This window comes from Paenibacillus sp. FSL M7-1414 (assembly GCF_038003195.1).
GTDB lineage: Bacteria > Bacillota > Bacilli > Paenibacillales > Paenibacillaceae > Paenibacillus > Paenibacillus amylolyticus.
Genome location: NZ_JBBOOS010000001.1, coordinates 838,505 through 851,135 on the forward strand (window position 1 = coordinate 838,505; position 12,631 = coordinate 851,135).

13 protein-coding genes are annotated in these 12,631 nt (G+C 45.8%); 9 read left to right on the plus strand and 4 right to left on the minus strand.

Translation table 11 applies throughout. The annotated features are described in order from the left end of the window. Positions 1-451: 451 nt before the first annotated feature. A complete protein-coding gene (locus tag MHH92_RS03845; RefSeq protein ID WP_340902041.1) occupies positions 452-1,357 on the plus strand; it encodes an AraC family transcriptional regulator in 906 nt (301 codons plus the stop codon). 25 nt (positions 1,358-1,382) lie between these two features. Here MHH92_RS03845 and MHH92_RS03850 read toward each other — a convergent pair whose 3' ends face one another. Further along, positions 1,383-2,195, minus strand: a complete 813-nt coding sequence (locus MHH92_RS03850) for a DUF1129 family protein (RefSeq protein ID WP_340902042.1) — start codon at positions 2,193-2,195, stop codon at positions 1,383-1,385. Positions 2,196-2,607: 412 nt separating this feature from the next. Here MHH92_RS03850 and MHH92_RS03855 point away from each other — a divergent pair, with 412 nt between their 5' ends. The 3 genes from MHH92_RS03855 to MHH92_RS03865 all read left to right on the plus strand — a co-directional run bounded on the left by MHH92_RS03855 (position 2,608) and on the right by MHH92_RS03865 (position 4,815). Continuing rightward, positions 2,608-2,841, plus strand: a complete 234-nt coding sequence (locus tag MHH92_RS03855; protein ID WP_047840502.1) for a hypothetical protein — start codon at positions 2,608-2,610, stop codon at positions 2,839-2,841. 254 nt (positions 2,842-3,095) lie between these two features. Then, on the plus strand, positions 3,096-3,926 hold the full coding sequence (locus MHH92_RS03860; protein WP_036606057.1) for an alpha/beta hydrolase: 831 nt from the start codon (positions 3,096-3,098) through the stop codon (positions 3,924-3,926). Positions 3,927-4,029: 103 nt separating this feature from the next. Next, positions 4,030-4,815, plus strand: coding sequence for a DODA-type extradiol aromatic ring-opening family dioxygenase (locus MHH92_RS03865; protein ID WP_017690674.1), 786 nt, complete (start codon positions 4,030-4,032; stop codon positions 4,813-4,815). Positions 4,816-4,987: 172 nt separating this feature from the next. Here MHH92_RS03865 and MHH92_RS03870 read toward each other — a convergent pair whose 3' ends face one another. Further along, complete coding sequence (locus MHH92_RS03870) at positions 4,988-5,200, minus strand: hypothetical protein (RefSeq protein WP_017690673.1); 213 nt, start codon at positions 5,198-5,200, stop codon at positions 4,988-4,990. 155 nt (positions 5,201-5,355) lie between these two features. Next, positions 5,356-5,898, minus strand: coding sequence for a DoxX family protein (locus MHH92_RS03875; RefSeq protein WP_036606056.1), 543 nt, complete (start codon positions 5,896-5,898; stop codon positions 5,356-5,358). 335 nt (positions 5,899-6,233) lie between these two features. On the opposite strand from MHH92_RS03875, the gene MHH92_RS03880 reads away from it, so the two are divergent. The 5 genes from MHH92_RS03880 (at position 6,234) to MHH92_RS03900 (ending at position 11,148) form a co-directional block, all read left to right on the plus strand. Next, positions 6,234-7,307, plus strand: coding sequence for a DUF3048 domain-containing protein (locus MHH92_RS03880; RefSeq protein WP_340902044.1), 1,074 nt, complete (start codon positions 6,234-6,236; stop codon positions 7,305-7,307). A 317-nt stretch (positions 7,308-7,624) separates the two neighbouring features. After that, positions 7,625-8,245: a DUF47 domain-containing protein gene (locus MHH92_RS03885; protein WP_017690670.1), complete on the plus strand. Its 621-nt coding sequence runs from the start codon at positions 7,625-7,627 to the stop codon at positions 8,243-8,245. A 14-nt stretch (positions 8,246-8,259) separates the two neighbouring features. Next, the gene (locus MHH92_RS03890) at positions 8,260-9,249 is read left to right on the plus strand and encodes an inorganic phosphate transporter (RefSeq protein WP_036606054.1); all 990 of its coding nucleotides are present in this window, start codon (positions 8,260-8,262) and stop codon (positions 9,247-9,249) included. Between the two features lie 349 nt (positions 9,250-9,598). Then, positions 9,599-10,558: a magnesium/cobalt transporter CorA gene (gene corA / locus MHH92_RS03895; RefSeq protein ID WP_036668386.1), complete on the plus strand. Its 960-nt coding sequence runs from the start codon at positions 9,599-9,601 to the stop codon at positions 10,556-10,558. A 128-nt stretch (positions 10,559-10,686) separates the two neighbouring features. Then, positions 10,687-11,148: a DIP1984 family protein gene (locus MHH92_RS03900; protein WP_340902045.1), complete on the plus strand. Its 462-nt coding sequence runs from the start codon at positions 10,687-10,689 to the stop codon at positions 11,146-11,148. 394 nt (positions 11,149-11,542) lie between these two features. Here MHH92_RS03900 and MHH92_RS03905 read toward each other — a convergent pair whose 3' ends face one another. Then, the gene (locus MHH92_RS03905; protein ID WP_338707752.1) at positions 11,543-12,631 is read right to left on the minus strand and encodes a DNA alkylation repair protein; all 1,089 of its coding nucleotides are present in this window, start codon (positions 12,629-12,631) and stop codon (positions 11,543-11,545) included.

Here is a 12,631-nt window from a genome sequence, read left to right on the forward strand (position 1 = left end):
AATGATCAAGATTTAATGTTTGGATGCATGGAACATCTGGATATCTGATACAGGTAGTGAAGGGCACGGAAGGATTTTGAAGAAGCGTTAGCTTTCGCCTTAGTCTCCGAATTTCGACCTTTTAAAGGTGAATGAAGAAATTTGGAGACAACAGCGATCGAAGGAACGATCCGTGACCGGAACGGCCATTATCAGAAGAACATTTATTATTCAGTAAAGTAACACGCTAACTCCCTTTCCAAAAGAGAAGGGGAGTTTTTTTATTTCCATTTTGAAAATCTTGTCGTCAAAAAGGTGCCTAAGACCATTGTTACATCGGGAACAAATAATGGATAATAAAGGAAAGAATTCTATATAGATTGAACTAACATTTACATGAAACGGAGTGGCCAGTGTAAATATCTTTAGTTCACCTTATGATAGAAGCCTATGAGCCGAAAGGAATGATGGAATGCTTGCGTTTCGTTTGACGGGCCTGCCGGATTCCCGGTTGCCGCTGTACCTGTATTGTGTGGGCACGCAGGAAGAGAAAGTTCTGCATAGACCGAATGGATTTCCGGTGTATCAGTTGTTTTTGTCACGCGGTGGTGAAGGGCAGTTCAAGATAACGGGAAAAGGGACATGGACGATAGGAGCAGGGCAGTTATTCATTGTGGAACCCGAGGTTGCGCATGAGTATGTGCCTCATTCCAAATCCAAAGGGGAACTGGGTTATATCGGTATTGGCGGTACATCGGCTGGATCGGTACTACAATCCACGGGTTTGCTTCAGAACGAACCGTGCCATATCTCCGGTTTTGAAGTCATCTGGTCACGAATGACCAATCTCTGGCACGCGCTGGATCAAGGAGCAACGGAGATGTGGAAAACATCAACCCTGATCTACCAGCTTATTTTAGATATAGCACAATCGAAAATACCATCTGATGTCGGCATAGGAGGTATTGGATCATCTAGGGCACAGGATGGCACTGTAAAACACTCTAATCGGGAGCCCGATCCGAGCAAGGATGCACTCATCCGAGCAGTAGCATTGATGCATACGCACTACCAGGATGACCTGTTATTGAAGCACATCGCTGACGCAGTGGGTTATTCGGTGCAGCATCTCAACCGATTATTTCACCAGCGTTATGACGTGACAGGACATCAATATATGCAACGATTACGTTTGCAGAAGGCTTCGGACTGGATGGACAAGCATCCAGGAGCAAGTGTACGAGAGGCGGCAGAGACCATAGGGATGGAAGTGAACTATTTTATCCGTATGTTCAAGCGGGAGTTTGGAGAGACACCGGGCAAAGGAATCAAACATCGGAACCAGCTCCAAATGGAAAAAGACCTCATGAATTCGTGAGGCCCCTTAATCGCTTATATACGTGTTATACTGTTTTCTTTTGTCCAAATAAAGGTCTTACCGTTGCAAGTCCCACAACTCCGATCACTGCACTCACCCACGGAGCCAGTGCAAATACCGGAAGTTTATCACGTAGTGGATACCCTACAAACAGCACAAGGACCACGATGACGATGTAAATTATGATTCCCTTAAGGTTAACCTTAGGTACGGTGTTCTTGTCCGCTCCTTCATCGTCCGGTCGCTCAGCAAGGCGGCGAAGCATCTCCACCAATGCAATACCGCCAACTGCCGCAACGATCAGAGAGAACAGACTGATGTGTTGGAACGGCTCCGTATCTCCGCCAGTCCAACCCACGAACAATCCCACACATCCTTGAATCAACATGACAAAAGACAAAGCCGCCCAAGCGATCATGGCATACCACTTTGGTGTCCGTTTCACAGGCTCTGGATTCTCAGTTGGCTGTGGTTCTACAGCGTTGGCATTCTTTTTCGATGAAGCTGTTGAACTATTACCACGGGTTGGGCTGGATTTACCCACCTCAACGGCAGCCGTCTTCTCCGGTGCTGTATTTGTAATCCCGAGCTGTGCATGGATGTCTTGTTCCAGATCAGGTCCGTATAACTCGCGAGCAGATATGTTATCCCGCTGAGCCTGTACGATCGCTTTTCCTGCGGAGAGTATCCACTCTTCTTGTGTTCTCTCGTCCGCTGGCGCATGACGCGCAATTGTGCTAATCTCGTCATACAGTTTCACATGTTCAGGTGTCATTCGACTCATCTCAGTTATTTGCCGATTCTGTATTTCTTTAAGCTTCTTATAGGAAATCCCCAATGATTGCTCCCCCTGTCTACACACGTTCTGATCTTCCAATTGACTGAAGACCCTGACGGTATTTTAGTATACGGGAAGGGCTCTCGTTTCGCAAAGTCATTCCTTATAAAAAAGCTGCTCATGGTGGACCCATATCCATACACAGGCCAGTATAACAGAGGTGCATAACAGCACCAGTTTACCGTGATGTTGAATCCATTCCAGTAGATGTTCCATGAATTCATTCCTTTCGGCAGAAGGATTCCGAGGCATATGCTGCCTATGTTTGTTCGTTTATTTTCCCCCGTTCATGTGAAAAAATACCCTCACGCCTCCCAGATCTAACGATTGTGTGAAGTATGCATAAAGAGCAGCCGATTCCATCACAATAGTAGCATTTCCAACAGAAATCCAAGATTGGAGTGTGCTTGTTATGGATAAACAAACAGAATTGACGCGGAAGCTGCTACTGAACAGCAACTCCCGTGGAGTCGTGGACGAAGTTGTATCCTTTGAAGAGAACCTGGAGGATACGGAGTATGCAGAAGAACTGACAGATGGAAATTTGAAGGGAAGAAGTTTCTGGGACAATAGTGATTCGGGTCATGAGCATGAGTGGAATGGACGGGTGGAGACCCACGAGATGTTCCGTAGAAGCTACGAATAACGATCCTGCAACACTTGGTTTGAATTCCAAACGATATCCGGGCCAGCTGTCATCAGCGTGGCTCATTTTTTTTTGCTTATTATCCGATAAAATGTAGATTGGTAGTCGACGTAGAAAGGGTTCTTACTTACGTTGACTTGCAGGGTACGGGATGATAATATATGAATAACATCTTAATACACACTAAACTTATCGGATTATATATATTTAATAAATGAAGCTCAACAGGCTAAGCGTTGAAAGGGGAAATCGGTATGGAACGTCAGATCAGTATCCGTCATGGACAAGAAGAATTAACAGCCACGATTCATTATCCGGTTGTGAAAGATATCAAGGAGGAGAAGAGTCAGCAGCGCGTACCTCTGGCGGTCATCTGCCACGGCTTCGTTGGTAGCCGGATCGGCGTGGATCGTTTGTTTGTAAAGACTGCACGGGAGCTGGCTGAAGACGGTTATCTGGTCTTGCGTTTCGATTATATCGGTTGCGGAGAGAGCAGTGGGGAGTACGGAGCAGAGGGACTGGAGTCCATGGTGCTGCAGACCCGTTCGGTGCTGGATTACGCAGTGAATTGCAGTGATGTAGATCCTACGCGTGTTACACTAATTGGTCATAGTCTGGGTGGTGCCGTTGCATTACTAACTGCTGTGCGCGACAAACGTGTCAAGAATCTGGTTATGTGGTCCTCTGTAGGTTATCCATTCAATGATATCGTGAAGATTACGGGGCGGGAAGTATACGATGAAGGCGTGAAACTGGGTGCGGCTGATTATCTGGGATACAAATTCACACCGACCTTTTTCGAATCTCTCGCTGAACAACAGCCATTCCAGGAAGCAGTCAAGTTTAGCGGCGATGTTCTAGTCGTGCACGGCACGTCAGATGAGATTATCCCTGTAGACTATGCATTCCTGTATCAAAAGGTATTCTGGATGCGCCAGGAAGGCCGTTGCGACAAGGAGATCATCTTCCAGGGTGATCACACTTTCTCTTCAGGTAAAGAGCGGGAACAGCTGATTACGCGTACCAGAGAGTGGCTGGGTGAACGTCAGAAGATCGAGCAGGATTGGCAGCACTGGATGATATAAGTGGCAGGATTACAACTGTTTGGGGATGTCAGCTTGGAAAAGCGCCTTCTTAAGGGTAAAATAGAGGAGTAAGCATTCTATCCGTGTCTGGAGGTTGGCAGCAATGACATTACCCGCACTTTTCATTGCGCATGGTTCTCCCGCTCTGGCGGTGGAGAGCAATGACTACACTCACTTCTTGAACCAGCTTGGAGACAGGCTGCCGGCTCCGAAAGCCATTGTCGTATTTACGGCGCATTGGGATTGTCCTGAACCGTCCGTGACGATGGATGATACACATCAGACCTTGCATGATTTTTACGGATTTCCTTCTACGATGTATACGATGGAATACCCTGCATCTGGGCAGCCAGATTTAGCGAACGAGATATGTGCTTTGTTCACCCGCAGCAATCTGGCACATCAGCCGATTCGAGGCCGAGGGCTGGATCATGGCGTATGGGTACCGTTGCTCCATATGTATCCCGAAGCTAACATACCTGTGATTGCTGTATCTGTAGACTCGCTGCGTACGCCGCAGGAACAGTATGATATTGGCCGAATGCTGGAACAGCTACGTCATGATGATGTGTTAATCATTGGCAGCGGTGGAACGGTTCACAATTTGCGATTGCTGGGCAATACGGATGAACCGCAAGAGTGGGCGGTGGAGTTTGATAACTGGATCGGGGAGCGCTTGCAACAGTGGAACACAAGAGAACTGTTTCAATATGAGAAAAAAGCCCCTCATGCACGTACGGCGGTTCCGTCGTATGGTACAGAACACATTGCACCTTTGTTCTACGCCATGGGTACAGCGGATATGTCCCGATCAGCGAAGCGTCTATTCCAGTCTTACCCTTACGGAACGCTTAGTTTGAACTGCTGGCAGTTTGGAGACGGCGTGTAACTTGGAACAGACAACAGCCTGATTATGGTGCTTGAAGCCAGTTTGGTACGGATAACATAACGTGTATTAATGCATACAATTACAATATATAAACAAAAGAAGGTTACTGTACACCCTTGAAGGGCTACAGTAACCTTTTTTCAATATGAGGACTTATTCATGCAATAGATCTTTATTTGCGGATTTCGAACAATTCACAGTCTGTACGCGAATGATAAGCGAGCTCACTGACACTGGATTGTACTACTACGGTGTTGCTGTCAAAACGGATAATGATGCCACCGGAGTCAATCTGGTGATTATCTTTAAAAACTCGAACCTTATACTTCATATTCATGGCTTCCTGGAAGTCCGCATCGGTCTCGAGACGTCGCTGGGTCGGCATATCGTGTACTCCTTTGAAGTTCAACTTTATTTCATCATAATACGATTTTCTGTGGATGGGCAAGTCAGTCAGGCATTCAGGCTGATTTTGAAAAGTAAAAAGCCCTGCTCTCCAGGGGGATTGGGAGCAGGGCCGAGAATTCTATGAATGATTGCTTAAGCTGTTTTTTGAGTAGGGCTAATCGTTGGTGTGTCTTTAGGAAGATTTCCTTTGTTGTTACGAGTGAACAATCCGCGAAGGTAAGGCAGTACCCAGTGATCCAGACCGATTTTACCTGCATTTGCACCAGCAACGACAAGGAAGATTTCCATTACAACCAGTTGAGCATTCGTGCTTACTGTTCCCGAGAAGAGGAACGCGAAGTTCATGACCATAGCCATCAGTGCTGCTAGTGTAGTGAAGCAACCGAGGATGAGACCCAAACCTACAAGGAATTCACCCAATGGGATAACGAAGTCGAACAGTCCTGCGTTTGGTACTGCGAATTTCTCGAGGAACGTTGCCCACCAAGCTTGAACAGCCGGGTGATCACCTGTTGCTTTTTCTACCGCACCGGCCAAGAACCCGCCAGCTTGGAATCCGCCAGTCAATTTGCTCCATCCGTGAGTCATCCAATCATAACCGATATACACCCGAAGTACTGTCAAAATCCACATTGCTACTTTGTTTTCTCTAAGCCATTGGTTTGTGCTGAACATATGAACCACTCCTTCATGGAATCTAGTGTGTTGTTTTTGTTTTTCTAAGTGATCACCTTTGATGTCTTTATTGTATAGTTCAAAAGTTGTTTTGTTTGTGATTAAAATCACAATCTAGTTCAAATTTTAAGTAAGGTTTGAGAAGTTCACATTTAGGACATATTTTTCTCGCAAATCGCTGTTTCAAATGTGAATTTCAAGCTGTATCAAGGCCTTCTAGGCGCAGACAAATCGGATGGGGTGTGATTAAATGGAAAGAAATACGTGAAATGGTTGCCCACATGAGACATATATCACAACTTAGAACCAGGCCACATCGTTCAGGAGGTCCTATATTGAAGCTTTTTAAATGGAACAAAGCAGCATCGGCTGCATCTCTGTTTATTCTCTCATTAAGTCTTGTTGCCTGCCAAAACCAGGAGGTGGCGCAGATGCCAGTTCAGCCAGAACCGACACCTGCACCTGTACAAGAAGAACACGTGGAGGAAACCAACACGTCTCTCTATACAGCACCTCTGACGGGTCTGCCTGTAGATGAAGCGATTACGCGTCGACCACTCGCCGTAATGATTAATAATGCACCCGCAGCTCGGCCCCAATCGGGTCTAAGTTCAGCCGATATCATTCTTGAAGTTCTCGCTGAGGGAGGCATTACCCGTTTCATAGCCATCTTCCATAGTGGAGGCGGTGCTGAGACGGTTGGACCCGTTCGCAGTATACGTCCATATCTAATTGAGCTCGGCGAGAGTTATGATGGGGTACTTGTTCACGCCGGAGGCAGTCCGGAGGCGTATTCCATTTTGCAAAGGCAGCAGAAACAGCATATGGATGAAATCTCGAATGGTGGACCTTACTTCTGGCGTTCCTCGGATCGTAAAGCCCCACATAATCTGTATACTTCAGCGGACAAGCTGAGAGAAGGGTCAGACATCAAGGGTTACAGCCATGATTTCAAGTCGCCGGTATACAATTATAACGAAGAAGGCGCGACATCCGCAGGAGAGACAGTGAAGCAATTTGATATCCATTATTTATTGGATAGTTACCGGGTGACGTATGATTATGATGAAGTTAGCGGACGATATATGAGAATGGTGAATGGCAAGGCAGATCAGGATCTGGATAATGGGACTCAACTTGGTGCAGCAAACATCATTGTGGCAGGTGCAGATCACAAGGTGCTCGATAATGTAGGTCGGTTGTCCGTTAATTTGGAACAGGGCGGGGAAGCCATGCTTTTTCAGAAGGGCAAGATGATTCGTGGGCAGTGGGTGAAGAAGCAGGGGGATATTATACGGTTTGTTCAGGGTGGCAGTGAAGTTGCTCTTGTACCGGGTAAAACCTTTATCAGCATTGTTCCCAATCAACCGGAATTTTCCAGTCATGTGAAGCTGGCTGCGCAGCAATAAAAGGATGTAATGAAAGAAAACAATGAAACATGTATTCATTTTGTTGTCGAAAAGGCATTATATTTGTCCTTAGCGTGAAAAGTAGAATCGTGTCGATTTTGAATTTTGATGTCGAATTGTAAACGCAGTGTAAAATCTTGACTTGAATTTACCATTATTCCAAATAATTAAGATTCATTTCAGATTAATGTGATAAGAATATAAAAAAGGATCACACCTTTTGTACAAACCATGAAACAAATATGATAAGATATCAAAGGTTGTCATTTCATGTTTCATCGGTTGTCGGCAATTTTTCTCGTAAAGGGGATAGAGCTATGAAGCTTAAGAAGAAGAAGGATATATTTTTTGAGACACTGGAGAATATGGCAGATACGGTTGTTCAAGCGGCAGATTATTTCTCCCAGCATGTTTCCAACCTTCAGGATGTGACTCTTTTTGCTAATGAAATGAAGAAGTACGAGTCGAAATGTGATGATTACGTGCATACGATCATTACAGAACTCAACAAAACATTTATCACACCGATCGAACGCGATGATATTATGGAGCTGACAACAACACTTGATGACGTATTGGACGGACTCGAAGCAACGGCTTCCCGTTTCTATATGTACCAACTGACAGATCCAGATGATGAGTTCGTCATACAGTTTGCTGAAATTTTGCGCCAATCGGCTTACGAAATTCAGAAGGCGATCCATCTGCTGTCCCAGAAAAAATTGCTCGCGATCCGTGAGTATACCATTCGTTTGAATGATCTGGAAAACCAAGGCGACGAAGTGCTGCGCATGTGTATCAAACATCTCTTCGCTACCGTGTCTGATCCGATTGAACTGATCAAGCGTAAGGAAATTTACGAACGTCTTGAGACAACAACGGATGCTTGTGAAGACGTAGCGAACGTGCTTGAATCCATCATTATGCGTAATTCTTAAGGAGCCAGAGAATAATGGAAACAACGATTTGGGTATTGGGTATAGTCGTCTTCCTTGCACTGGCGTTTGACTTCATCAACGGTTTTCACGACACGGCCAATGCCATTGCGACTTCGGTCTCAACTCGAGCACTGACGCCGCGTCGAGCTATTCTTATGGCAGCGGTGATGAACTTTGTCGGTGCGATGATGTTCACAGGTGTTGCGAAGACGATTGGGGGGAGTGTGACCGACCCCACCACGCTGGATAACGGGATAGAGGTCGTCATAGTCACCTTGATATCAGCGATTATCTGGAACCTGGTTACATGGTGGTTTGGTATTCCGTCTTCCTCATCACATGCACTTATTGGAGCCCTTGCAGGTGCCGTACTCGTTGGCGCAGGATCTGATAAAGTGAAATGGAGCGGATTCATTGATATCGTCGGAGGTTTGTTATTATCACCTCTGATCGCATTTGCCATCGGTTATGTGGTCATGACGATTCTCAAATATATTTTCGCCAAACGCAGTCCGCATAACGTGAACAAAGGTTTCCGTACGGTACAGATTTTCACGGCAGCACTGCAAGCATTCACGCATGGTACGAATGATGCACAGAAAGCGATGGGGATTATTACCTTTGCTCTGGTTGCAGCAGGTGTGCAGGATAATCTGGATGTTCCGCTGTGGGTTAAAATTTCAGCGGCAACAGCGATGGCTCTGGGTACGTCCATCGGTGGTTGGAAAATCATCAAAACGATGGGTACCAAAATCTTTAAAATTGAACCGATTAATGGTTTTGCCGCGGATATTTCAGCTGCTTCCGTTATTTTCACAGCAACGTTGCTTCACCTTCCAGTTAGTACAACGCACGCGATCACCTCAGCTATTCTGGGTGTGGGTTCCGCGAAACGTTTCTCTGCTGTGAAATGGGGACTTGCTGGACGTATCATTATTACGTGGTTCATTACGATTCCGATTACTGCGGGACTGGCAGGATTGCTCTACTGGATTATTTTCTAAAAAGAGAAGTTATCCCGAACGAATTCGGGGTTACCAGACAATCTGTTCATAACTGTGTGAATATCGGGATATGTGGACAATTATACAACCAAAATCAAGAGACGCCTGTGCATGAACGTGTGGACAGGCTGGATATGTGGATAGCCATCCGTGGAATGATAAACCAAAAGAAGATATTCCTGTGGATACAGGGAACTGTGGATAGGGAAATGAGAGAAGCCAACAGGGTTGGCTTTTTTTGTTGTCGAGTTTGAAAGCGTCTGTGGATATTTTGGACACGTGGGAGACGTACCTATGGTTAAAGTTGTACAATGACGTAAAGATACAGGACAAGGACGTGGTCTAATTTATGATTCGTACACTCGCCATTACACGAGAACATCAAGTCTCCGTTAACGTACCACTTACACAGCTGGATCTGAACGATTATGCCTGGGTATGGGCCGATTTTAACCAGCCGACGGAAGAGGAAAGCCGTTTGCTGGATACATATTTTCATTTTCACCCTTTAGCTATTGAGGACTGTCTGCATGTGTTGCAGCGGCCAAAGCTTGATTATTATGATAATCTGCAGTTTCTTGTGCTGCATGCACTGAACCCGTCCACACTGGAAGCAGAGGAGGTTGACTTGTTTCTCGGATCAAACTTCCTGGTGTCTTTTCATCATGGCGTATTGGAGGAAGTGGATGAAGCGTGGGAACGCTTGTTGCACCATGCACATGAACGAACCATCTGGGCGCGAGGTCCGGTGGCAGCAGCCTATACGGTGATGGACAAGCTGGTCGATCATTATTTTCCGTCTCTATTTGCCATTGAGGATGAACTGGCTGAACTGGAGAACCGGGGTGGACAAGAATCGGTTGAAGACTTGATGAACCAGGTGTTTGATCTGCGGACTCGATTGCTGAAGCTTAGAAGAACGGTAGTACCAATGCGGGATCTGCTCTATCGGGTGGTGAACTCCCAGCATGTGCAGCGAACAGGTGAACATACGGCTTATTTTACCGATATCTATGACCATTTATTGAAGCTGACGGATATGATTGAAGCCGATCGGGAGATGACCGCTGACCTGCGTGACAGTTATATTTCCCTGAACTCCAACCGGATGAATCAGATCATGAAGACACTCACGGTGATTACGACTGTATTTATGCCGCTCACACTGATCGCGGGTATTTATGGTATGAACTTTGCCTATATGCCTGAGCTTCAATGGAAGTTTGGGTATGGTGCGGTGTTATTGTTAATGTTTGTACTTGGAGGTAGCATGGTGGCCTGGTTTGTAAAACGGGGCTGGTTTAAGTGAGAACAAGTGTAATCAGATGTTAGTAACATAAACTTGTAATAACGTGTATCCACAGGTAAAATATAACGATATGTGAATAGATTCTGGATGAATTATCCATACATATCATTGTGGAAGGATGGGATACGATGAGATTGGCAGAGGCTCTTGTACTGCGTGCAGATGAGCAGAAGAAGATAGCTCAGCTTAAGCAACGTCTGGAACGCGTAGTTAAAGTTCAGGAAGGTGAACAGCCAGCAGAGGACCCACAGTTGCTTATGATTGACCTGGAGAATACGATCCGGAGCCTGACGGTATTGGTTAAGAAAATTAATAAGACCAATGCACAGACTGACTTCACAGCTGGAGTTACGCTTGCTGATGCCCTTGCAGAGCGGGATGGAATCATGCAAGAAAGAGCATCGTTTAACGAAGTTTTGCAGAATGCGTCCATTCGCCAGGATCGGTACAGTCGTTCTGAAGTGAAGTATGAGCGAACCGTGAACATAGCAGATATTCAACATAAAGTGGATTGCCTTTCGAAATCCTACCGGGAACTGGATTTTAAAATTCAGGAGAAGAACTGGACCATAGACTTAATCGAGGAATAAAACTGCGTCGGTAACCCTATCCAAATGAAGCGAGCATAACCCACCAACGGGAAGTTGGAAACCTGGTAGACGCTGGGACATGTCTAACCCACATCATCATTTAGCCCAATATTGTTACAAGAATGCGTAGCATGGATGTATCGTGTATCTTTCTAATTGTTACGACCATATGCAGGTCTTTGGATAGCGGTGAGGGTGGGTAAGGGGAATTGCAGTTTGAACTACATATGAAGAAGGCCACTGGGCCATGATCTCGGGCAGTAATAAATGTCGGGAGATGATGTTTGCCAGGTGGCCTTTCTGATTCTTCTATTAGAAGTTTTGAAAAAATGTATCCACATGTGAATAACTATTCCGCAGCAATAAGCTGTGTATAACTTATGATGACTTCCTTTTACTCCATTTCAAGAACAAAAGAAGTTGTAGCTGCTTCTTTGCCATTCACAAGAATGGTAAGCGTATGCAGACCGGCATAATATTTTCTCGTTGTGATGACTTTGAAGGATTGTTTGGTGGCTACCTTGGTTCTGCCTGTCGGGTACATTTTATCGGAGCATTTGAACCGTTTGGGGGCCTGCTTGCCGTTTGCCTTCATATAACCCATCTCATATTCAATTCGCAGCATCTGGGACTCGCCGCTCTCATTAACGACATCGAACGAAAAATGGAGATCCTCGCCAATGCTAATCGTATCCTGGACAAGCTGAAGCTGCTCAATGTGAATCGAATCCTGCTCGTTATAACCAAAAAGACTCAGTGCTTTGCGATGTCCTTTCTTCAGTAATGACCTGCTGGCATGCCGGACAATCCAGTCTGTGTGTGCATGTTGTCCGTACCAGGTCGTGGCCAGATCCATAACCAGTTCAGGGTGGTCCTTGGAGATGTCATTCAGATGATTGGCGACACTTTTGCGAACATAGAGGGACTCGTCCTGTTTCAATGCATGCAGAATCGGAAGTACAGGTGTTGGATCAGTGATAAAGTTCTGGAGTTTCGCACCCCATGGCAAACGTGGCCGGCTGCCCTCACTGGCAAGTCTGCGGATATGCTCGTTGTTGCTCTCTGCCCACGCCATCATATGTTTCATCGTTTGGATTGGATAATGTTCAATAAACGGGCGTACCGCGAACTCCGAGCTGGAATAAGGTGTGAAGAGGGTCAGATACTTCATGGATAACTCGTAATCCTCTGGGTCAAGTCCGTTCACTTCGATAAAATCTGGTACAAACAGATATTCAACGCCTCTCATCGTCGGGGCGGCTTGTTCGATAATATGTAATGCTTCCTCATAATTGTCCGGCAGTACCTGGGTCAAAGCCAGTGTGATTCTGCGAATGCGCGCTTTGAATTCCAACTGTTCCCAGCCTTCGGCGAAAACCAATTCATGAAATTGCTGTGTATCCAGCTTAGGGTAGAATTGACGCATCTGTTCGCCGGTCCGATCGATTAATGCGGGAGTGTATTTGTCTTTGATAAGTTCCAT